This window comes from Hyunsoonleella aestuarii, from assembly GCF_006148925.1.
Taxonomy (GTDB): Bacteria; Bacteroidota; Bacteroidia; order Flavobacteriales; family Flavobacteriaceae; genus Algibacter_D; species Algibacter_D aestuarii.
Genome location: NZ_VAWB01000001.1, coordinates 242417 through 265666 on the forward strand (window position 1 = coordinate 242417; position 23250 = coordinate 265666).

Annotated in this window: 26 protein-coding genes; 10 read left to right on the forward strand and 16 right to left on the reverse strand. The window is 31.5% G+C overall.

Going from position 1 to position 23250, the window contains the following annotated elements:
• Nucleotides 1–110: 110 nt before the first annotated feature.
• Complete coding sequence (rpmH, locus tag FEF17_RS01220; protein ID WP_042244185.1) at nt 111–272, reverse strand: 50S ribosomal protein L34; 162 nt, start codon at nt 270–272, stop codon at nt 111–113.
• 306 nt (nt 273–578) lie between these two features.
• On the opposite strand from rpmH, the gene FEF17_RS01225 reads away from it, so the two are divergent.
• A complete protein-coding gene (locus FEF17_RS01225) occupies nt 579–1157 on the forward strand; it encodes a tetratricopeptide repeat protein (RefSeq protein ID WP_139000543.1) in 579 nt (192 codons plus the stop codon).
• Here FEF17_RS01225 and FEF17_RS01230 read toward each other — a convergent pair whose 3' ends face one another.
• Together FEF17_RS01230 and FEF17_RS01235 are read right to left on the reverse strand one after the other, a co-directional pair.
• On the reverse strand, nt 1158–2090 hold the full coding sequence (locus FEF17_RS01230) for a lytic transglycosylase domain-containing protein (protein ID WP_139000544.1): 933 nt from the start codon (nt 2088–2090) through the stop codon (nt 1158–1160).
• A gap of 48 nt (nt 2091–2138) precedes the next feature.
• Nucleotides 2139–2804, reverse strand: coding sequence for an alpha/beta hydrolase (locus FEF17_RS01235; RefSeq protein ID WP_139000545.1), 666 nt, complete (start codon nt 2802–2804; stop codon nt 2139–2141).
• Between the two features lie 120 nt (nt 2805–2924).
• On the opposite strand from FEF17_RS01235, the gene FEF17_RS01240 reads away from it, so the two are divergent.
• Entirely contained in the window at nt 2925–3221 is a 297-nt protein-coding gene (locus tag FEF17_RS01240) for an N-acetyltransferase (protein WP_139000546.1), read from the forward strand.
• Between the two features lie 70 nt (nt 3222–3291).
• Here the strand turns inward: FEF17_RS01240 and FEF17_RS01245 are convergent, their stop codons facing one another.
• The 3 genes from FEF17_RS01245 to FEF17_RS01255 all read right to left on the reverse strand — a co-directional run bounded on the left by FEF17_RS01245 (nt 3292) and on the right by FEF17_RS01255 (nt 5891).
• Nucleotides 3292–3795, reverse strand: coding sequence for a hypothetical protein (locus tag FEF17_RS01245; protein WP_139000547.1), 504 nt, complete (start codon nt 3793–3795; stop codon nt 3292–3294).
• 108 nt (nt 3796–3903) lie between these two features.
• The gene (mtaB, locus tag FEF17_RS01250; RefSeq protein WP_139000548.1) at nt 3904–5235 is read right to left on the reverse strand and encodes a tRNA (N(6)-L-threonylcarbamoyladenosine(37)-C(2))-methylthiotransferase MtaB; all 1332 of its coding nucleotides are present in this window, start codon (nt 5233–5235) and stop codon (nt 3904–3906) included.
• A gap of 83 nt (nt 5236–5318) precedes the next feature.
• Nucleotides 5319–5891 carry a T9SS type A sorting domain-containing protein gene (locus FEF17_RS01255; protein WP_139000549.1) on the reverse strand — a complete coding sequence of 191 codons (573 nt, stop codon included), beginning with the start codon at nt 5889–5891 and terminating at the stop codon, nt 5319–5321.
• Nucleotides 5892–6045: 154 nt separating this feature from the next.
• Here FEF17_RS01255 and FEF17_RS01260 point away from each other — a divergent pair, with 154 nt between their 5' ends.
• A complete protein-coding gene (locus FEF17_RS01260; protein WP_139000550.1) occupies nt 6046–7683 on the forward strand; it encodes an ABC transporter substrate-binding protein in 1638 nt (545 codons plus the stop codon).
• Here the strand turns inward: FEF17_RS01260 and FEF17_RS01265 are convergent.
• The 3 genes from FEF17_RS01265 to FEF17_RS01275 form a co-directional block, all read right to left on the reverse strand.
• Entirely contained in the window at nt 7670–8578 is a 909-nt protein-coding gene (locus FEF17_RS01265) for a TolB-like translocation protein (RefSeq protein WP_139000551.1), read from the reverse strand. The two genes, FEF17_RS01260 and FEF17_RS01265, sit on opposite strands and share 14 nt — an antisense overlap.
• Nucleotides 8579–8654: 76 nt before the next feature.
• Nucleotides 8655–9830 (reverse strand): GlmU family protein, encoded by a 1176-nt coding sequence (locus FEF17_RS01270; protein ID WP_139000552.1) that lies wholly within the window; start codon nt 9828–9830, stop codon nt 8655–8657.
• Between the two features lie 129 nt (nt 9831–9959).
• Nucleotides 9960–10211: a type B 50S ribosomal protein L31 gene (locus FEF17_RS01275; RefSeq protein WP_139000553.1), complete on the reverse strand. Its 252-nt coding sequence runs from the start codon at nt 10209–10211 to the stop codon at nt 9960–9962.
• 157 nt (nt 10212–10368) lie between these two features.
• Here FEF17_RS01275 and FEF17_RS01280 point away from each other — a divergent pair, with 157 nt between their 5' ends.
• The 7 genes from FEF17_RS01280 (at nt 10369) to FEF17_RS01310 (ending at nt 17362) form a co-directional block, all read left to right on the forward strand.
• Entirely contained in the window at nt 10369–10902 is a 534-nt protein-coding gene (locus FEF17_RS01280) for a DUF4199 domain-containing protein (protein WP_139000554.1), read from the forward strand.
• Between the two features lie 39 nt (nt 10903–10941).
• Entirely contained in the window at nt 10942–11892 is a 951-nt protein-coding gene (locus FEF17_RS01285; protein ID WP_139000555.1) for a glycosyltransferase family 2 protein, read from the forward strand.
• 93 nt (nt 11893–11985) lie between these two features.
• Complete coding sequence (locus tag FEF17_RS01290) at nt 11986–13716, forward strand: phospho-sugar mutase (protein WP_211342459.1); 1731 nt, start codon at nt 11986–11988, stop codon at nt 13714–13716.
• Nucleotides 13716–15542: an ABC transporter ATP-binding protein gene (locus FEF17_RS01295; protein ID WP_139000556.1), complete on the forward strand. Its 1827-nt coding sequence runs from the start codon at nt 13716–13718 to the stop codon at nt 15540–15542. The genes FEF17_RS01290 and FEF17_RS01295 overlap by 1 nt, the downstream gene beginning before the upstream one ends.
• Nucleotides 15543–15839: 297 nt before the next feature.
• The gene (locus tag FEF17_RS01300; protein ID WP_139000557.1) at nt 15840–16382 is read left to right on the forward strand and encodes an RNA polymerase sigma factor; all 543 of its coding nucleotides are present in this window, start codon (nt 15840–15842) and stop codon (nt 16380–16382) included.
• Nucleotides 16383–16415: 33 nt separating this feature from the next.
• On the forward strand, nt 16416–16919 hold the full coding sequence (locus tag FEF17_RS01305) for a hypothetical protein (protein WP_139000558.1): 504 nt from the start codon (nt 16416–16418) through the stop codon (nt 16917–16919).
• A gap of 11 nt (nt 16920–16930) precedes the next feature.
• On the forward strand, nt 16931–17362 hold the full coding sequence (locus tag FEF17_RS01310; protein ID WP_139000559.1) for a sensor of ECF-type sigma factor: 432 nt from the start codon (nt 16931–16933) through the stop codon (nt 17360–17362).
• A 66-nt stretch (nt 17363–17428) separates the two neighbouring features.
• Here the strand turns inward: FEF17_RS01310 and dnaN are convergent, their stop codons facing one another.
• The 7 genes from dnaN to FEF17_RS01345 form a co-directional block, all read right to left on the reverse strand.
• Complete coding sequence (dnaN, locus tag FEF17_RS01315) at nt 17429–18547, reverse strand: DNA polymerase III subunit beta (RefSeq protein ID WP_139000560.1); 1119 nt, start codon at nt 18545–18547, stop codon at nt 17429–17431.
• Between the two features lie 84 nt (nt 18548–18631).
• Nucleotides 18632–20299, reverse strand: coding sequence for a gliding motility-associated ABC transporter substrate-binding protein GldG (gene gldG / locus FEF17_RS01320; protein WP_139000561.1), 1668 nt, complete (start codon nt 20297–20299; stop codon nt 18632–18634).
• Nucleotides 20292–20777 carry a hypothetical protein gene (locus FEF17_RS01325; protein ID WP_139000562.1) on the reverse strand — a complete coding sequence of 162 codons (486 nt, stop codon included), beginning with the start codon at nt 20775–20777 and terminating at the stop codon, nt 20292–20294. Before FEF17_RS01325 ends, gldG begins: the two co-directional genes overlap by 8 nt.
• Entirely contained in the window at nt 20774–21493 is a 720-nt protein-coding gene (gene gldF, locus FEF17_RS01330; protein ID WP_139000563.1) for a gliding motility-associated ABC transporter permease subunit GldF, read from the reverse strand. The genes FEF17_RS01325 and gldF overlap by 4 nt, the downstream gene beginning before the upstream one ends.
• The gene (locus FEF17_RS01335) at nt 21494–21838 is read right to left on the reverse strand and encodes a hypothetical protein (protein ID WP_139000564.1); all 345 of its coding nucleotides are present in this window, start codon (nt 21836–21838) and stop codon (nt 21494–21496) included.
• Between the two features lie 74 nt (nt 21839–21912).
• Entirely contained in the window at nt 21913–22209 is a 297-nt protein-coding gene (locus FEF17_RS01340) for a putative quinol monooxygenase (RefSeq protein ID WP_139000565.1), read from the reverse strand.
• Nucleotides 22206–23096, reverse strand: a complete 891-nt coding sequence (locus FEF17_RS01345) for an SAM hydrolase/SAM-dependent halogenase family protein (protein ID WP_139000566.1) — start codon at nt 23094–23096, stop codon at nt 22206–22208. The genes FEF17_RS01340 and FEF17_RS01345 overlap by 4 nt, the downstream gene beginning before the upstream one ends.
• Nucleotides 23097–23250 lie beyond the last annotated feature (154 nt).

Below are 23250 nucleotides of genomic sequence, written 5' to 3' on the forward strand. Positions count from 1 at the left end.
TTTATTAGTTATATATTTTAAATAATCGGTTACAAAAATAGTAATCAGTAGATATAAAAAAAGGCGTTACACTTAAGTAACACCTTTAAATTATCAACAATTGTTAATCATTATTTTTTATGTCTTGTTTCAGATGACACAGATAATCTTTTTCTTCCTTTAGCTCTTCTACGAGCTAATACCTTTCTACCGTTAGCAGAAGCCATTCTTTCCCTAAAACCGTGTTTATTTCTTCTCTTTCTTTTAGAAGGCTGAAATGTTCTTTTACTCATTATCTTATATCTTTAAATATCTGAATTGTAATTTTCTTGTACTTTGTTCGGGGTTTCTCCAAAACTGAGGGCAAATATACAAAGCCTTTATTACTTTGCAAATCATTTTATAAAAAATATTTTTAAATAAATCCATACACTTTAATTAGTTTACAAGACCAGTATTTATTTGGGTTTACAAGCATTCTTTTGAGGCAAAGTGATGCCAATTTTTCATAAAAATTTAGTTTCTTTGCAGTCAAAATTAAACAGAAAGCACCTTTCAATGCTTTACTCTTAATAATTACGGTATTAAACTTTACAAAAATGTATAACAAAATCATAAAACTCATCATAGCGGCAGGCATAATTGCCTACTCGGTATATCAATTTACTGAAGGGTACACAGGAAATGGCATTATGTTAATTCTTCTGTCTTTAATTTTCGTATTTCTTTATTTTAAAAATGAATTTATTCTATTGGCTTTTTTAAGGTTACGTAAGCAAGATTTTGATGGTGCAAAAAAATGGCTTAATAAAATTAAGAATCCAGAAGCGGCATTAGTAAGAAAACAACAAGGATATTACAACTATTTACATGGTATAATGGTTTCTCAAAGCAATATGAATGATGCTGAAAAATTCTTTAAAAAAGCCATTTCACTTGGACTATCAATGGATCATGATTTGGCGATGGCAAAACTAAATTTGGCTGGAATAGCTTTTTCGAAAAGAAGAAAACAAGAAGCACAAAAATTACTGTCTGAAGCACAGAAACTTGATAAACAAGGTATGCTGACAGAACAAGTAAAAATGATGAAGGATAATATGAAACGTGCTCAAATGCCTAATCAACATTACGGGACCGGAGGGTCTCTAAGGTCACAAAAAAGACGTGGCCGATAACTATTTACTAGCCAAATCGTAATAGCCTTCTTCTGGTATATCAATAAAGTACTGTTTTCTAGTTTTATTATTGAGATGTGGCTCTCTTAACCAAGGGTTATGAAGTTTTAATATTTTGTAATTGATTCCGAATTTTTCAGCAAATTGAGTAAAATCTGTTACTGCTGTATCTACCTCAACTTTATAGGTTGGAACATTACTGTATAAATCTTTTTCTCTAAAATTGAACCCATACTTATTTGGGTTGTTAAGAATCTCTTTTAAGGCAACTATTCTGAATAGATACCTGCCTGTTTCTTCTCCTAACAATAAATCGTAATAATCCGTTACATTTTGTTCCTTTAGGCGTCTGGAAACACCTGAATTTCCAGCATTATAAGCTGCAGCTGCTAAGGTCCATGAACCTAATTGCTCTTTTGATTTTAACAAATATTTACAAGCAACTTCTGTAGCTTTTTCAAGATGATATCGTTCATCAACATTGGTATTAACTTCGAGTCCGTTTTCACGACCAGTCGTTTTCATGATTTGCCAAACACCTCTTGCTCCAGCTGGCGAAACCGCATTGGTTAGACCACTTTCAATAACAGCTAAGTATTTGAAATCGTTTGGGATATTATATTTTTCAAGAATGGGTTCTATTATCGGAAAATACTTCTTAGCTCTTTTAAACATCAATAAGCCGTTGGATTGCCAATAGGTATTTACTAGTAACTCCCTATCCATGCGCTCTAAAATATCTGGGTTATTTAAAGGCATTGCTTCGCCAGAAAAATCTAAATGCTCTGGAACTTGAAGCGCATAAACATTATAATCGTTAATTAATTTCTTTTCGAAATTTTCATCGGTAGGAGCATCTTGTAGGGCATAAATAAATAAGAGACATAAACTTAATAATCCCACAAGCGCCAAAATTTTTTGAGCTATCTTCATTACTTTAAGTTTGGTTTAAAGTTATAAAAAATAATCTAAAATTAAGATTTAGCTCTTTAAAATAATTTCAGGTAAATTCTTATTAAACCATCGATATTTATTAATAATCATTATATGTGAACCTCCTTCGATTGAGATGCAGTCTTTTATATTCTTTATAGGAAAAACCGAATCATTATCACCATGAATATGTACAATACCTTTGATAGGTACATCTTGATTCCAACAAACTATTTGCTTTATAGCCCAACTTAAATACTTTGAATCATTTATTGATAAATATTTTTTATAAAGATCAAGACGCTTTTTGATATTAGTACCAAATGCATATTTAGCGAAAAAGTCTACATTATAAGTTAATTGGGTTGGAAATAATTTATAGGCTTTTACTTTTTTAGCTAATAACATATGCTTAGGTAGCTCATGCATAGATTTAATACTCGAAACAATTATTAATTGTCTCAACTTTAAATATTTACTCATTTCCTGAACGAGAACACCTCCAAACGAAACGCCTAGTAGAACTATATTCTCATGCTCAATTTTTTTTGTCATTCTGAAAGCATAATCACTAAGCAACTCATTTTCAATGGGTATCATCCATTCTAACCAATGCAATTCAAATTGACCCTCTGGCAACTTGAGGTGTTCAAAGATTCTGGGGTTAGCAGCCATACCCGGCATCAAATAGACGTGTATTACCTCTTGACTCATAAGCATTTAACTTCTTGTTATTTTTCTGGTAACGTTTTTTTTCATACCTTTGCACAGCAAAAATAGCGAAATAGTAACCACTATTTTACGACTCCTTAGAAATTAAATAAAATACTTACCATGGTTGATGTTGCAGAATTAGTTGATAATGATTTTTTACGCCAATATGAAATTAAAATTGATAATCATTTAGCAAAAATTGAATATTCGCTTCAAGAACGAAAAATTTTCCTAACTAAGCTTATTATTCCAGAAGCTATTGACGAAGATGGTTTTAGAAAGGAATTTTTAGCTGCAGTTTTTGAACAAATTCAAGAGCGTAATCTAAGCGTTGTTCCAACAAGTCCAGAAATTGCTAAGTTTGTTAGAGGTAATCGAAAATACAAACGAATGCTTCCTGTAGGCGTTAGAATCTAATCATTAGAAAAAAATTAACAAAAAAATCCGAAGTTTATTACTTCGGATTTTTTTGTTTTTAGATTAATTACTATTGTTTTTGATACACTAAAGTTAAATCTTTAGTCTCAATTATTTGAGAACCATCTTCATTAAAGATTTCAATTCTATCTTTAAACACCAAGGATATTTTATTACCGTTTATTAATGCTTCACTTTCTCCAATTGTAACTCCATTTCCTGATTTAGAATAAAATGTTGCGAAACTAATAACTCCTTCGTTATCACATTCTACGTTAAAGTCATATTCATCAGTAGAATTATTTAGCAACTTTATCTCTAATAAGGGATTAAACGTAGTATTTAACGAGACAATATTGTTGGGTTCGAAAAGTAACGTTTCACTATAAGAACATTCAATTTCACTTAATAAATTAGTGCTTACTATTCCGTCTTTATTGATATCGAAGCCATCGGTTATATTCCATTCAGATAATGTCCAAGTTCCTAAAAGTGAATCATCATCAATATCCTCATTAGAACAACTAACTAAAAATAAAACGCAAAGGATTAAAGGGTAAAATAATTTTTTCATATTGGGGCATGATTATTTCACTGTAAAAGTATTGATACGAGCCTGAGTGACACAAAAAACAAGTTAAATGGACAAAATAAGGGTTGATTTACAGAAATTTAAAGGATTTTATTGAGAAAGAGTTCGAACAAACTCTAGTCTTACGATGCCGTCGCTATTAATTTTGGTAAGTTCTACCTCATGTAAAGTGTTAACCAATGCTGGATTCCAAGGTGTTTTTACTTTTACATAATTTTCGGTAAAACCATGAATATAACCTTCTTTGTTTTCACTTTCAAACAAAACTGTTCTTACGCTTCCCAACTGACTTTCATAAAAAGAACGACGTTTTTTTACTGATAATCCACGTAACATTTTACTTCGCTTACTCCTAACATTATTTGGAACCACCCCCTCCATAACTGCGGCTTCTGTATTGTCACGTTCAGAATATGTAAACACATGCAAATAGGATATATCTAATTCGTTTAAGAAATTATATGTTTCTAAGAAGTGTTCATCTGTTTCACCAGGAAAACCAACAATAACATCAACACCAATACACGCATGTGGCATTACTTCCTTTATTTTATTAACTCTGTCAACATAAAGTTCTCGCATATAGCGACGTTTCATTCTTTTTAAAAGTACGTTACTACCAGATTGAAGTGGAATATGAAAATGTGGCACAAAAGCGCGTGAATTAGCTACCAAATCAATAGTTTCATTTTTTAATAGATTAGGCTCAATAGATGAAATTCTCAATCGTTCAATACCTTCAACTTTATCCAATTCTGAAACTAAATCTAAAAAAGTATGTTCATGCTTTTTATTTCCAAATTCACCTTTACCGTAGTCACCTATATTAACTCCCGTTAATACAATTTCCTTAATATTTTGTTCAGAAATTTTCTTAGCGTTTTTTAAAACATTATCCATGGTGTCACTTCTAGAAATACCTCTAGCCAAGGGAATGGTACAATAAGTGCATTTATAATCACAACCGTCTTGTACTTTTAAAAATGCGCGCGTTCTATCACCTATTGAATAAGACCCAACATAGAAATCCGCTTCCTCTATTTCGCACGAATGTATCTTACCATAATCGCTCTTTGCTAGATTGTTAATATAATCTGTAATATTGAATTTTTCTGTAGCACCAAGCACTAAATCAACACCATTAACATCTGCTAATTCCTCTGGTTTTAATTGAGCGTAACATCCAACAGCAGCAATAAAAGCCTCAGGGTTTGCTTTTTGTGCTTGTTTAACTATTGTTTTAAAGCGCTTATCTGCATTTTCAGTTACAGAGCATGTATTTATCACATACATATCGGCCTTTTCTGAAAAATCTACACGATCAAAACCTTCTTTTTGAAAACTTCTAGCGATTGTTGATGTTTCTGAAAAATTAAGCTTACATCCGAGTGTATAAAATGCTACTTTTTTATTGGTGCCCATTATGCCAATTTAATCGGCAAAGTTAATAAAAAAGAGCGTCTCTGAATAGGTACGCTCTTTTTTTGGTATTACTTTGATTAATACTATTCTTTTATTAGTTTTCTTGTTACAATTCCTTGTGAAGCATATAACCTTAAAATATAAAGACCATTAGCCAAATTGGAAATATTTACTTCAGTTTTTCCAAGTGAATCAAAAACAAGTTTTCCAGAGATAGAGAATATATTAATACGCTCTAAGTTATTTGATTGACCAAGACTGAATTTAAGAAAATGACGAGTTGGATTTGGCCAAACTGTGACTTCTATTTTTGCTAAGTCTTTAGAGGATAAAACTGTTAAATCCCCAGCAGCGTCATAAGAACAAGTAGTTCCTCCACCAAAATCTACCGTCATTGCATAGGACGATGGTGCGATACCACTATCAATAGTATATTTAAGATTGACACCGCTGCAACTTACAAAGTTGTACGTTGAGGTTCCATCAATTGTAATTGTTGAAGGCCAAGCAGTACAACCTTGTCCATTATTTAAAACAAATGTGGGAGTAGAAGGCGTGCTTCCTGCCGATGTTTTAATGGAATTGGGGCAAACAATTTGAGCATGCGCTATAGCACATAATAGCATAGAACATGCTAGAAAGTAAAGTTTTTTCATTTTAATTTGAGAGTTATTGTTAATAATAGCAATACAAATATTTAATTTATTATTAGACGCTTTAATTTAAAAGAAGTCACTTTTAGAGTTTTTATGTCATTATTTTAGCAAAAAAGTAAGCTAGTGTCTAAAAAATGATATTTTTGAGGACATTATGACCCCTAAAGCGTTGAGTTTAAAAAAAACATATAAATTCTTAACTACAATAGTTTCAATAGCAATACTCTTTGGGTGTTATAAGGGAAATAAAACGTCAAAAGACCATCTTGTTTTTCGATACAATGAATATGCAAACATAAACACTCTTGATCCTGCTTTTTCAAGAACATTGCAAGATAATGGTGTTTGTAATCAGCTATTTAACGGTCTAGTTCAATTAGATAATGAGTTAAACATATTACCCAGCATAGCAAAAAAATGGACTATTTCAGATGATGGTATAACGTACTCTTTTTTACTTCGAAACGATGTATACTTTCATAAACATGCATTATTGGGAAAAGACTCTACGCGAATTGTAATATCAGATGATTTTGTTTACAGTTTTAATCGATTAAGAGATGAAAAATTAGCCGCTCCTGGCAGCTGGGTGCTAAACAAAGTACACGACTTCAAAGCTGTAAATGACTCATTATTTGAAATTACCTTAAAACAACCTTTTCCTGCATTCATTGGGTTACTAACCATGAAATATTGTTCTGTTGTCCCCAAAGAGATAGTAGAACACTACGGATCTGAATTTAGATCGCATCCTATAGGAACTGGCCCTTTTAAATTTAAACGCTGGGAAGAAAATATCAAACTGGTTTTAAGAAAAAATAAGCACTATTTTGAAAAAGATGAAAATGGCAAATCACTGCCCTATTTAGAGGCGGTAGCGCTAACCTTTTTACCTGATAAGCAAAGTGAGTTTTTACAGTTTGCTCAAGGAAATATAGATTTTTTATCTGGTTTGGATGCATCTTATAAGGATGAATTATTAACTTCAGATGGACGTCTGAGTAGTTCTTACTCGGAAACTGTAAACATGATTCGTGGACCTTACCTAAACACTGAATATTTAGGATTTTACTTAGATTCCAAAACCCCTGAAATAGAATCAGAATTAATAAGAAAAGCTATTAATCTGGGATTCGATAGAAAAAAAATGATTCTTTATCTTAATAATGGGATTGGGAATGCAGCAGATGGTGGTTTTATACCTATTGGTCTTCCTGGATACAATAAGTCAATTGGCTTTAAATATCAACCGAAGAAAGCTAAGAAATTAGTTGCGCAATTTAAAAAAGAAAGCGGCATTTTAAATCCGGAAATAGATTTAGTTACCACTAGCAATTATCTTAGTTTTTGCGAATACATCCAGCGTGAATTAGAAAAAACAGGACTAAAAATTAATGTGGATGTTATGCCTGAAGCTTCCTTAAGATCAGCAAGGTCCAATGGCAAAGTTGATATGTTCAGAAGTTCATGGATTGCAGACTATTTAGATGCTGAAAATTACTTATCTATTTTTTACAGTAAGAATTTTGCTCCAGGAGGATCAAACTACTTTCATTTTAAGAATGCCCAATTTGATAGTTTATACAATAAAGCATTCACTATTACAGACATTGATAAAAGAAAATACTTATACACCAAAATGGATTCTTTAGCCATGGAAAACGCTATTATGGTGCCTTTATATTACGATGAAGTCGTACGCTTTACAAGGAAAAATATTTCTGGATTGGGCATCAACCCTATTAATTTATTGGATTTGAGAAGAGTAAAAAAAACTTTTAATTCGCTTTAAAAAAATAAATATCATCATCCCCTTTACCTCCTGCTCTTTTGGAAGAGAAATATCCAGAATCTCCCATCATAATTAGAGAAAAATCATCCTTATTACTATTAAGAGGTTTTGGAAGTTTTTCAGTTTTACTGAAGGTTCCATCGTCATTCATTTTACTCTTATAAATATCGAACCCTCCAAAGCCGTTTGGGCGATTAGAAGCAAAGTAAAGAACATTATCATCACCTATATAAGGAAACATTTCACGACTATAAGAATTTACTTTGCTACCTAAATTTTTTGGTTCACTGAAGGTTTTATTGTCTAAAATATCAACTTTAAAAATATCCGAACCACCTTTTGTACTTTCTTTACCTCCCCTTAAATTCGCCGTAAAATAAAGTGTTTTACCATCACCGCTAACCATGGGGTGTGCATAAGAATACTTAGGTTTACAAAATGGTAAAACTTTAAAGTTAGTCCAACCAACCTCTTCATGATACTCTCCTACTTCAATATGAAAATTCGTCGCTTTAAAATCGCCTTTAGGCTTATTTTTTTTACTATAAATAGTTGTTAAATACAACTTACTGCCATCTGGCGATATAGCAGCACTAGTTATTGCTGGAATAATTTGAGTATCATCAATTTTAACCGCTTCTACTGCTTCTATTTCACCAGAACTAGAAATTACACCTTCATAAATGGTAAGTATAGGATTTCCGGAGACCAACCTAACTTTTCCCTTTTTACCCAAGAGATAAGAGGTGAATATAATTTTATTAGTACTATGTTTCATTAAACCAAAATGAGGGTGCTCATTATTGATTTTTAAATTTGTGATAGAATAATCGCTACTTTGAGAGAACAATAAATATCCTAAAAGAAATAAAATATGGGAAACTGACTTAATCATTAAATTTGGGATTGACTATTCCAAATATACTAATTAGTAATAATAGAGCTACAATTGATAGATTAAAGCCTAAAAATTACGCCCTTCTGTACTTTTTGGTTTCTTCAAAAACATGCTCTAAAATGCTTTTGTCTAATTGTGAAAGTTCAATATCACGTCTTGCCATAACCACATTAGCGACTTCAAATGCCTTTTTCGTAGTATAATTTGTAAATCCGCCACTACCTCCCCAGCTATAACTTGGAACAAAATTTCTCGGGAATCCACTTCCAAAAATATTAGCACTTACACCAACCACAGTACCAGTATTAAACATGGTATTAATAGCACATTTACTATGGTCTCCCATCATGAGACCACAAAATTGCAATCCAGTTTTTGCAAACCCTTCAGTCTCATAATTCCATAATCTTACCTCAGCATAATTATTTTTTAGGTTAGAATTATTAGTGTCTGCGCCTAAATTACACCATTCACCTAAAACAGAATTACCCAAAAACCCATCATGCCCTTTATTTGAATATCCAAACAAAACGGAATTATTTATTTCACCTCCAACTTTACTATAAGGTCCTACTGTAGTTGGTCCATATATTTTAGCCCCCATTTTCACGGTAGCGCTATCGCATAATGCAAATGGACCTCGTATAATACTCCCTTCCATAATCTCAGAATCTTTTCCAATATAAATTGGTCCTTTAGACGCATTTAAAGTAACGAACTCTAATTTGGCTCCTTTTTCAATAAAAACATTTTCAGGCACAATAACATTGTTGCTTTTAGGTATAGGCTGAGACTTTTTATCTTTTGTTATTAAATAGAAGTCTTCCTTTAAAGCTTCTCCATTTTTTGAGAAAATATCCCAAGTATTCTCTATTTTAATAACTTCATTTTCGTACTCTAAAGCTTCAAAATCATCAAAATTAATATCCTCTTGAGCTTCTTTAGTAAAAAAAGCAATTACATCTTCTTCTTTAAAAATAGCCTGATTCTCTTTTAAATGTCTTACCATCTGAAATAATTCAGAATTAGGCAAATATGAAGCATTAATCATAACATTATGCTCCATTTCAACCATGGGATATTTGTCAGATAAATAATCTTCGGTAACTGTAGTTGTAGTAGTCTTTAAAAGACGTTCCCATTTTTCGCGAATGGTTAAAATCCCAACTCGAATATCGGCCACTGGTCTTGTATATGTAAATGGGAGTAAGTTATTTCGTGACGGACCATCAAAAAGGATGTAGTTCATTATTAATATTATTTTTAAAATTTACACCTAATCCAAAACCAACAATTTCACATTAATGCGCTTCAAAGGTAAAAATAAAAAAGCCTCTCTATAGTAGAAAGGCTTTTTACAAATATATTTTCACTTAGTTTATTTCTTAAACTTAGCGTATTTAGTTTTGAATTTATCAATTCGACCAGCAGTATCAACCAATTTAGATTTCCCAGTATAATATGGATGAGATGTTCTAGAGATTTCCATTTTTACTAATGGGTACTCAACACCATCAACGTCAATAGTTTCATTTGTGTTTGCAGTAGACTTTGTTAAAAACACATCGTCATTAGACATGTCTTTAAATGCCACTAGTCTATAATTTTCTGGGTGTATACCTTTCTTCATCGCTAAACGCTTTTATTCTTTTCAATTTTCGAGCTGCAAATTTAAGTAATTTTTATAAATCTACAATTTTTTTTTATAAATTTTATAATACTTTACCGTGTCATGTTTTATTATATTTGAATCCTAGCAAATCAACATCCAAAATCGTTAAAATATTATGGGAAAATCTTTAAAATCTATTGCCACTAATTATGGCCTTTACCTAGGAATTGCTCTCTCCTTACTAACCATTTTGGTGTATTTTTTTAATTTAGAGTTATTTATTAGTCCGCTTTACATTATGTCCATAATGATAGGAACTATTGCTTTTGGGTTAATTTCAATTTTTAAAGTTAAACAACTTTTTAGCGGATATATAAATTTTAAAGATGCTTTTAAATCCTATTTTATTGTAGCCATTATTGGTTTAGGTATTAGCTCCTTAGTTACATTTATATTATTCAACTTTATTGACGCTGAAGCTTCTGAAGCCATTAAAGAAAAAACTATTGAAAAGTTTGTCGAAATGCTTAAAAGTGTGAACACATCAGATCAAGATATTTCTGATTCTATGAAAAAAATAGAAAAAGAAAATCTCTATTCCTTTGGAAATATAATGCAAAGACTCGTTATTAATTACCTTCTGCCAATTACTATTATAGGTTTGATATCTGCTGCATTTATAAAAAAAACAAATCCAGACACAGAATAAATTCTGTATTTTTGAAATGTTCAATTTTCAAATAATAAAATGAATATATCTGTAGTTATACCACTACTTAACGAATACGAATCGTTAAACGAATTAAATGATTGGATTGTAAGTGTGATGCGGACCAATCATTTTTCTTATGAAATTGTCTTTATAGATGATGGTAGCACAGATGATTCTTGGAAAACTATCATACAGTTATCAGAAAAAAATGATAATATAAAAGGCATTCGATTTTTAAAAAACTTTGGGAAATCACAAGCGCTTCATGCTGGTTTTGATATTGCGATGGGTGATGTAGTAATTACTATGGATGCTGATTTACAGGACAACCCAGATGAAATTCCAGAATTGTATAGCATGATAACCAAAGATGGTTTTGATATGGTTTCTGGATGGAAAAAGAAACGATACGATTCGGTTATCACCAAAAATTTACCCTCAAAACTATTTAACTGGGCCGCACGAAAAACCTCTGGCGTTAAATTGCATGATTTTAATTGCGGATTGAAAGCCTACAATAAAGATGTTGTAAAAAATATTGATGTAAACGGAGAAATGCATCGTTACATACCTGTACTTTCCAAAAATGCAGGGTTTAGCAATATTGGAGAAAAAATTGTACTCCACCAAGCCAGAAAATATGGGGAAACGAAATTTGGAATGGATCGTTTTATTAATGGTTTTTTAGATTTAATAACAATTTGGTTTTTATCCCGTTTTGGCAAACGACCTATGCATTTATTTGGGGCTTTGGGTGTGTTTATGTTTGCTGTTGGATTTGGTTTCGCGCTTTATCTTGGGATTGATAAACTGTTTTTTAATCCAAGTGGAAGGCTAATAACCCAACGTCCACAATTTTACATTTCCTTATCAACCATGATTATCGGAACTCAGTTTTTTGTTGCTGGATTTTTGGGTGAGATTATTTTACGCACCAAACAAAACAAAAAACGTTATCTCATAAAGGATAAAATAAATCTTAACTAAAACGTTTTCATTATTATTTTGCCTCAAAACGAACCTTAGTTGTCATTATTCTTTAACAATTGATTACTTTTGTTATCTATTTTTTTACAAATTATGATTTACATTGAGCCAAAAATTTTAGAACGCATAAACAGTTGGTTAACCCCTACTTTTGATAGTAAAACACAACAGTTAATAAAAGAAAGTATTGCAAACAACCCAGAAGATATTCAGGAAAGTTTTTACAAAGATTTAGAGTTTGGTACTGGAGGTATGAGAGGTGTAATGGGTGTAGGTACCAATCGTATTAATAAATACACATTAGGTAAAAGCACGCAAGGTTTGAGTGATTATCTGCATGAATGCTTCTCTAATGAAAAGCCTAAAGTTGCCATAGCTTATGATTGCAGACACAACAGTAAAAGTTTAGCAAAAATTGTGGCTGATGTTTTTTCAGCAAACAATATTGAAGTTTATTTATTTGAAGATTTAAGAGCAACACCAGAATTATCATTCGCTGTTAGACATTTAAATTGTCATTGTGGGATTGTTTTAACCGCTTCTCATAACCCCCCAGAGTATAATGGCTACAAGGTTTATTGGCAAGATGGGGGGCAATTAGTTCCACCACACGACAATGCTGTAATTAATAGAATTAATGAGTTAGACTATGCAGATATTAAATTTGAAGCTAACGACACTTTAACCCATTATATTGGAAAAGAAGTCGATAATGTTTTTATTGATGCGTCCGTTAAAAATGGATGTGTTGGTGCTTCACAAGATGCTAAAGATAATTTAACCATTGTTTTTACTTCGCTTCACGGAACCTCTATAACTGCCGTTCCAGAAACCTTAAAACGTGCTGGCTATAAGAATGTGCATATAGTTAAAGAGCAAGAAATCCCAAACGGTGATTTCCCAACTGTAGCTTCACCAAATCCAGAAGAACCGGCTGCTTTAAAAATGGCACTAGAATTAGCAGAAGAAGTAAATGCAGATATTGTAATAGGAACAGATCCAGATTGTGATAGATTAGGTGTTGCTGTTCGTAATTCTGAAAATGAATTACAGCTCTTAAACGGAAATCAAACCATGCTAATGATGACTGATTTTCTGTTAAAGCAATGGCAAGGAGAAGATAAGTTAAAGGGTAAAGAATTCATAGCTTCCACTATAGTTTCAACACCAATGCTAACCAAATTAGCTTCAGCCTATAACGTTGAAAGTAAAATTGTTTTAACTGGTTTTAAATGGATTGCTAAATTAATAAAGGACTATCCAGAATTAGATTTTATTGGTGGTGGTGAAGAAAGTTTCGGATTTATGGTTGGGGATTTTGTACGTGATAAAGATGCCGTGACCTCAACGCTATTAGCTTGCGAAATTGCAGCTATTTCTAAATCTACAGGAAGTTCGTTTTACAATGAATTAATAAAACTATATGTTGAACATGGCTGTTACAAAGAAAAATTAATCTCGCTTACTAAAAAAGGTATTGAAGGCGCTCAAGAGATAAAACAGATGATGACCGACGCTCGTAAAAATCCATTGAAAATAGTTAATGGGTCGAAAGTAGTGAAAATGGAAGATTACGATTTATCCATTTCAAAAAATATGCTTACAGGCGAAGAAAACAAAATTGATATTCCAAAGTCGAACGTGATTATTTATTATTTAGAAGATGGTAGTCAAATTGCATTAAGACCTAGCGGAACCGAACCAAAAATAAAATTCTACGTAAGCGTAAATACCAAATTATCCTCAGTAAACGATTTCAAAAACATTGAAGAATTATTAGATAACAAGGCTGAAGTCATTCTAAAAGACATGAGGCTTATTTAATGAATTATTTTAAGCAAATACTTCAGTTTGCGAAACCTTATAAAGGTTATGCGATACTAAACATTATTAGTAATGTATTCTACGCTCTGTTTAGTGCATTATCTTTTATAGCACTTATTCCAATGCTCGATGTGTTATTTGAAAAAGAAAACACAAAAGTAATTGCTAGACCAGTTTATGAAGGATTATCTAGTCTTAAAGATTTCTACAAGGATTATTTGTCATTTCAAGTAAATCAATACGCTCAAGACGATGCTTCTAAAGCTTTATTTTTGGTTATTTGCTTGGTAATAGTGCTGTTTTTACTTAAAAATATTTTCAATTACTTGGCGATGTATTTCATTACTTTTTTGCGTAATGGTGTTTTAAAGGATTTGCGAAATCGACTTTATGAGAAAACTGTTGAGCTTCCTATTTCATTTTTTTCTGAAAAACGTAAAGGAGACATTATGGCTAGAATCGGAACAGATGTTTTAGAAATCCAACATTCATTTCTTTCAATTTTAGAGTTAATCGTTCGCGAACCGCTTACTATTTTGTTTACAATAATTATGATGCTTATAATAAGTGTAAAGCTTACTATATTTGTTTTCATTTTTATTCCCGTATCTGGATTTATAATTTCCAGAATTGGTAAAAGTCTTAAACGGAAGTCGGACAGGGTTCAAGAAGAACAAGGTACTTTTTTATCTACTTTAGAAGAAACTCTTAGTGGACTTAAAGTGATAAAGGGTTTTAACGCTGAAAACATCTTCAATGAAAAGTTTCAAGATTCTACAAGCAGGTTCTATAATTTTTCTAATAAACTTTTAAATCGTCAAAATCTAGCTTCTCCAACTAGTGAGTTTTTAGGAATCTCTGTTATCGCCATTTTATTATGGTATGGTGGTCGTATGGTATTAGTGGATGGCACATTAGATGGAAGTTCATTTATAGCCTATATGGGACTTGCCTATAACATTTTAACACCAGCAAAAGGAATCAGTAAAGCGAGTTATAGTGTAAAGAAAGGTAACGCAGCTGCAGAACGCGTGTTAGAAATATTAAATACAGAATCTCCTCTCGAAGACAAACCTAGTGCTATTATAAAAGAAACTTTTAATAACCATATTGAATTAAGTAAAGTCTTTTTTAAATACGAAGATGATTATGTTCTTAAAGACTTTTCTATTAAAATATCTAAGGGAAAAAGTGTTGCATTGGTAGGACAGTCTGGTAGCGGGAAATCGACTATTGCAAATTTAGTAACACGTTTTTATGATGTGAATGAAGGTGCCATTGAAATAGATGGGGAAGATATTAGAAACCTAACAAAACAGTCGTTGCGCGGATTAATGGGATTGGTTACTCAAGATTCTATTCTTTTTAATGACACTGTAAAAAATAATATTCTTTTAGGAGATAAAGACGCTTCAGAAGACAGCATCGTTGAAGCTCTAAAAATTGCTAATGCATGGGAATTTGTTAAAGATTTACCTCTTGGTATTAACACCAATATTGGTGATTCTGGAAATAAGCTATCAGGCGGACAAAAACAGCGTTTAAGTATTGCTAGAGCTGTTCTTAAAAACCCTCCAATTATGATTTTAGATGAAGCCACTTCTGCTTTAGATACCGAAAGTGAGCGATTAGTTCAGGTAGCTTTAGAGAATATGATGAAAAACAGGACATCGATTGTTATTGCACATCGATTATCAACTATAAAAAACGCTGATGAAATTGTGGTTCTTAACAAAGGTGAAATTGTAGAGCAAGGTAAACACAACGAGCTCATTTCAAAAAATGGTGTTTACAAAAAACTTGTTGATATGCAGAGCTTCGAATAGTAGCAATATACTTATTAAAAAATAAAAAAGGATAGAGATTTGGGCATCTATCCTTTTTTTGTTTAGTGTTAGATTTGGGGACAACTAACAACATAAGTAGGTTTCTGACACAAACATATAATAAAAAAATACTTCTGACAAGAAAAATATGTAGTTTATCGTGTTTTTATGCATTTTATCGTGTTTTTTAAATGTAAACTATTATTTATCAGCCTTTTATATAATTACATGAAAAAGATAAATTTTTTAGCTTTAAACTTTCGTTATATTTAATGGTCTAATCCTTAAACTATATTCTTGCTAGACGAAACTTATTTAATAGAGCGACTTAAGTCAGATTCGCAAAAAGAAACCGCATTTAAGGAATTAATAAGCACTTATAAAGAACGTTTATATTGGCATATTCGACATATTGTTAAGTCTCATGACGACACTGATGATGTGCTGCAAAACACATTTATCAAAATCTTTAGGAACATACATAATTTCAAAGGTGACAGTAAATTATATTCTTGGATGTATCGTATAGCTACTAATGAGTCGATTACATTTATAAATAAAAAAGCGAAACGATTACAAATAACCAATGAAGAAGTACAGGAACTAGCTATTAATAACTTGACGTCCGATGTTTTTTTTGAAGGTGATGTCATTCAGTTAAAGCTTCAAAAAGCCATTGCTACGCTTCCAGAAAAACAACAACTGGTTTTTAATATGAAATATTTTGAGGACTTAAAATATAAAGACATGTCTGATATACTAGATACAAGTGAAGGCGCATTAAAAGCATCCTATCACATTGCTGTAAAAAAAATTGAAGCATATTTAATTAATAATTAAACCCAATTGTGAAATTGAGGTCTTATATGTAGTATGAAAACAAAAAAAATACATAATATCGAATCAACAGGTTTCAAAACACCTTCTGGGTACTTTGATTCTCTTGAGAAAAATATTTTAGACAAAATTGACATTGAGAACACTTCTTTACCTAAAAAAACAGGATTTGATGTGCCTGATTCATACTTAAATAACATAGAAGACACAATTTCAGAAAAAGTCTTTGGTAAAAAGAAAATACAAGTCGTTTCTATATTTAGCACCAAAAACTTTATATACACTTCCAGCATTGCTGCTGCGATTATATTATTAATTAGTCTTTCTATTTTCAAAACTCAACCTTCGTTTGGTAACTTAGATACTGAATCTGTTAAGAACTATATTATCTCAGAAAGTATAAGCCCTTACGAAATCGGATCATTATTAAACGATGATGAGCTAAATGAAAAGGAATTTGTAGACCTTAATCTTGAAAATGAAAGTATTGAAGCTTACCTGCTTAACAATTTTGACATTGAAGATTTAATGATTGAATAAATATTTATAAAATGAAAAAATTACTCATTCTTTTAGTATTGATAGTGACGTTCAATGTATCGGCACAAAAAAATAGAGAGCGCATAAAGGCCTTAAAAGTTTCTTTTATTACAGAGCAATTAGATTTATCGCAACAAGAGGCTCAAAAGTTTTGGCCCATTTATAATGAATATGAAAATGAGACATCTGAAATAAGATTTAAAGAGATTAGATCGATTCGTAAAGAAATAAGAGACAACCTTCAAACCATGTCTGATGATGACGCAAATAAGTTGATTAAAAGATTAAATTACGCCGAAAATAAAATGCATGAATTAAGATTAGCGTTTTCAGGGAAACTAATAGGAGTAATTCCTTCCAAAAAAATAATTCTACTTAAAATTGCTGAAGAAGATTTTAAAAGAAAAATGCTAGACGAATTCAAAAATCGTCGCAGAGGATAGTATATTATCATAAAAAAAGGCTCACACTTGTGCGCCTTTTTCATTTATATAATACCTAGGAGAAATTTAATTATTTAGCATGACAGGCATAACAAGCATTGTTACTTGCTCACCTTCATCAAGGCCATCGATAGGGGTTAATATTCCTGCTCTATTGGGTAAACTCATCTCTAATTGTACCTCATCCGAACTTAAATTATTCAACATCTCTGTCAAAAAACGGGAGTTGAAACCAATCTGCAAATCGTCTCCTTGATAATCGCAAGTTAAACGTTCTTCTGCCTTATTACTGTAATCAATATCTTCTGCAGAAATATTTAACTCTGCCCCTGCTATTTTTAATCGAATTTGATGTGTTGTTTTATTCGAGAATATACTAACACGTTTAACAGAATTTAAAAACTGTGTACGAGCGATTGTTAACTTATTTGGATTCTCTTTTGGAATAACTGCTTCATAATTTGGATATTTCCCGTCAATTAACCGGCAAATTAATTCAGAATTTTCAAAAGTAAATTTCGCGTTCGAATCGTTGTATTCGATGGTAACATCATCTTCGCTGCCAGCCAAAATACCTTTTAATAAGTTCAAAGGTTTTTTAGGCATAATAAATTCTGCCACTTGGGAAGCTTTCACGTCTTCTCTAGTATATTTAACCAATTTGTGAGCATCAGTTGCTACAAAGGTTAATCCTTCGGTAGAAAACTGAAAAAAGACACCACTCATCACTGGTCTTAAATCATCATTCCCAGCTGCAAAAATAGTTTTACTAATCGCTGTAGCCAAAACATCCCCAACAACAACAGTTTTACTCGGATCTTCAAGAGATACAGCATTAGGAAACTCATTACCATCAGCATAAGCTAATGCATACTTACCATGATTAGAGCTAATTTCAATAGTATTATTATCTTCAACAACAAAAGTTAAAGGTTGCTCTGGAAATGTTTTTAATGTATCAAGTAGCAATCTTGCCGGTATTGCGACACTACCCTTACTATCGCTTTCAACGTTTAATGTCGAAGACATTGTTGTTTCCAAATCACTCGCAGAAACTGTTAATTCGGTCTCGTCTAAATCAAACAAAAAATTATCTAAAATAGGTAAGGTATTCGAGTTATTTATAACACCACCTAAAATCTGTAGTTGTTTTAATAAATAAGTACTTGATACTATAAATTTCATGTATTAATAATGTGTTTATTTTTAATAATGCTACCTACAAATATATTCGATACAGTCTAATAAAGGAAACAAACTTATTAACATTTATCCCCTATAATTTTTCTTTCTAAGGTAAGTGTAAACCCAACCGAAAAACCCAAGTAATATCAGTGGCAATACGATATTTATAATTTGCCATTTGGTTTTTTCCTTTGCAATTTTATTCTGATTTAAAAATGCCACTTGAATTTCCTTGGAGCGAATGTTTATAAGTCCAGTATCATCCAATAAATAATTAACAGCATTCAGTAAAAATTCTTTATTGCCATAAGTTTGTCCAGTCCAACGGTCAAAGCCCAATTCTTGAGGTTTATTTCCTATGACATCATTTTTTATAACATCGCCATCTGCAATTAAAATCATCTGTGTTTCCACTCCGATATCTTTAACGTCATTTAGTTCAAATGGTTTAATACGGTTTTTATACATTGATTCAAACTTACCTTCAAGCAAAACGGCAAGGGTTTGATTTCCTTTATTATACGATTTAGGGTCTGGATCTTTAATTACCAAATCTAAACTTATTTCCTTTGGCGTCCCATCTAGTTTACTCAAAGGAGCACTTTCCAAAAGAATCGTTTTACTAATAGCATTTTTTAAAGTGTCTATTTGATTGGCAAAATCGAATTTTACAAGATTTAAATTATTAACTATGGGATGATTATTACTTGATGTAGATAACGGTGAATAAGGCCATTTTAAATGTTGAAATTGAGAATTACTGCCGCTACCCATTGCCAATGTAATGGGTGCCGAGTAAAGCGTATTAACCATTACCGGATTTATTCTAGCACCGTATTTAAAGAAAAAATCTGTTAAATTCAAATCTCGTGTGGTTGCAAAACTTTTACCGGATTCGTTGTATAAGCTATCTTTCTCCATAGCAACTGCATCAATAAGCCACAAACTTTTACCTCCAAACAAATTGTATTGGTCCAAGACAAATTTCTCTTTTTCAGTAAAAGCTTCTGTTGGTTTTGCTGAAATTATTAAATCAAATGTCTTTAAGTTATCGAACGTTTTTTGCGGGCTTGATGAAACACTATCTAAAGTAAAAGGTGCAATAAAATAGTAGGAGCCTAATTTTTTCACAAAGTCAAAAATATATTTATCATTGAGTTGCCCGTTGCCTTTTAAAATAGCTATTTTTCGTTTTTTGGATTGGGTAAGTTTACTAAAACCATCTGCGAAGGCATATTCCAAGTGCTGAACAGAATTGGTAACCAGCTCTTGTTGCGATACTCCTATTTTATTTTTCACTAATGGTATAGATACAGTCACGCCATTATAACTTGCAAGCGCCCATGGAAAAATAACCAAATGACTGGATTTACCATTTTCCTGAACACTTAGCTGCATAGGTGTTAATCCGCGTTGTGTAAGTTGCTGAATGTTTCCCTCGCGCGTAGCTTCTTCTTTTAAAGGATTAATAAATTTGAATTGGATATTCTTATTTTTTGCAGCAAACTCCTCAAGTAATTGCTTAACTTCATTCTGGAGACGTCTAAATTCGGACGGAAAACTTTCTCCATCTAAAAAAATATCAATATCAATTGGTGAATCAACACTATCAATTATATCAAGCGCCGATTGACTTAACGTATAACGTCCATCCTCGGTTAAATCAAATCGTTGATAAACTTTCCCTGCCAAAATATTAACTACAATAAGAATTGCTAGGGCTATACTAATATGTTTAATCGTTCTATTCAAAATTCTTTTCTAGTTGATATTGCCTTATCTCCACTACCTCATCATTTTTAAAATTCAGTTCCAAACACTCTTGGTTCATATTGAATGCTCCAGGTTTAAATCCTAGATTATAATTCCACTTATTTTCAGAATTCATTTTTAAAGAATCATCCCATCCATACCATTCACTTTCACCTAACATTGATTCAACCGTATTCTTCTTCTTCCCAATAAATATGGAGTCCTCTATTATTTCGTTGCTCATTTCGTAACGTAATGCAGGTTTATCTTTCCAGTCTATACTATCAAAATGCTTTTCATGATGAAAGTCAATAAATATATTTATAAAGGGATAAAACACATAAAAATAAATAATTGGGGCTAGAACTACACCAATTAACAGATTAACCCACAACCTCTTATCAATGGTTCTTGCGAATAACCAAACGGCTAAAAAAACCAAACTAAATAAAACAATAAAAGAGGATGTTAAAATCATTTTTTAGCGCTATCAAGATTAATTTTTGTAAGCATCAAAAAGAAAACAGTCACAGATAAAAAGTAAATGATATCACGTGTATCTATAACCCCTCGACTTATGCTTTTAAAATGAAAACTCATCCCAAGCTGCTCAATAAGCGGACTTAATAAAAAATCTGAAATACCCTCAAAGCCAATATAAAACATGAAACAAATAAAAACCGCCGATATAAAAGCGACAATTTGATTATCCGATAGAGTCGAACTGAAAACACCTATAGAAGTATAAGAGGCTACTAAAAACAACAATCCAACGTAAGAGCCTAAAGTGCTCCCAAAATCTAAATTACCTATAGGATTACCTAAATAATAAACTGAATAAACATATATTAGTGAAGGCATTAAAGCCATTAAAATTAATACAAAAGCACCAAAATACTTACCCAAAACAATATGGGTTTTCGATATGGGTTTGGTTATTAACAGCTCAAGAGTTCCTTGCTTTTTTTCATCAGAAAAACTACGCATCGTAACAGCAGGAATGAGGAATATTAAAATCCAAGGAGATAGAAGAAAAAAAGAGGATAAATCGGCAAAACCGTAATCTAGAATATTAAATTCTCCTTTAAACAACCATAAGAACAGGCCATTTAAGACTAAAAAAATAGCAATCACTAAATAGCCAATTGGTGAAGCAAAAAATGAATTTATTTCTTTTTTTAAGATAGCTAACATTTATAAATCAATATGGGGGTTTTTACTATTTGGAACCAAAGATATTAAACCATGTGTAGAAACTCCAAAGAGAATTAAATAAAGACTGAATCGGGTTAGTGGTCTTTCATTATTATTCGTTAGTAATTCTGTAATAAAACCATAAATAACCAGAATAGTAGCACCAAAAATAACTAATGATCCCAATTTTTGAGCTAAATTAATCCATGTTGTTTTAGACAATTTTAGGTGCGCACCTAATGCAACAATTAATATTCCGAAAATTAAGATACAGAGATGACCAGCCCTAAATAATCCTCGGTTCAATAATTCCATATCTTTTAATTGATTGAAATTTTTATCCATATACTGACCTGTAAGTAAAAAAATGATACAACTAGAATGCTAAAAAATAAAGGAAATTTTCTTAGCATAATTTATTATTCTAAACTTTCTAATTTATCCAAACTCCAAGCTTCTGGTTTAATATTAAAAAGCGGTTTTGTTTTTGCCCAAACAGCTTTAAATAAATCTGACTTTCTGTAACATTGCAAATCTTCTTCAGAATCCCAATAACTATATGTAAAAAACACGGTTGGATTATGTTTGTCCCGATATAACTCTAAAAAATTACACCCATTAAAACCCCTTATTTGAAATTTATTAGCCTCAAAGTTTTTTAAAAAAGCATCCACAGAATTTTCATGAAACCCCATTTTCACGATGCGTACAATCATAAATCTTCTTTTAATTCTTGCTTCAACGGATGTTCGGTAAAAACCTCGACACTCTTTTTAACAAAATTTACGCTTACAGTATCCATAAGACTTAGTCCCATAAGTGTTGATGCACTACCTACGGTAGCACTATTACTTTTATAAACCGCAATCTCTAAAAAATTTCCAGAATTAAAAACAACTAAACCTCTTCCTTCATCATTTCTCTTTTCTTCGGGAATTTCAAAATTTACAATATCACTATACTTATTAAATACCTTTTTAAACTTATGGTTTCGTGCAGAAATCTCAAATTCTCGTCCTTTTTGAATGGTCTCAAAAAAACCTCGTTTTATATTAGTTATAACATTCCCATAATTATCAATGTAAATAATACTTCCTATTATTTGCGTTTTGTCCTCATTTACATAAGGAACTATATTTTTCATTGGCTTTATTTCATGAATAGTCTTTCCAATAATTTCTAAAGTACCACCACGAGCAATATGGCATGCCACTTTAACAAAAACGTCTAAAACAGGAAAACTGGTTTGAATTTTATCATGAATATTTATTTCAACAATTTTTTCAGGAGCAATTTCAGAACATATCATACTCATTATACCATTATTGGCGCAAATAAAGAAATGATCGTCGAGTTTAATAGCAATATGTTTGTTTTCTGGATTAATTTCGGAATCAATTCCTATAATATGAATCGTGCCTTTCGGAAAACTACTGTATGCATTTTGGATAATATATGCAGCTTCGGGAATGCTAAACGATGAAACTGAGTGCGAGATATCAACAATTCTAACATCAGGCAGTTCACTATAAATAGCACCTTTAGTTGCGCCAGCAAAGTGATCTTTTTCACCAAAATCGGTAGTTAATGTTATTATCGCCATTGGCAAAATTGTTGATATGTTTTTAGCTTTTCGTCACCCAAATTTATGTATTTTTGAGTAATATTACTTGTTTTACAAACCTACATAAATTTTCGTTTTTGTTTTTACATTTTAAACTAAAATACAGGTTTATAAAGTCTTTATTTATTAAAAC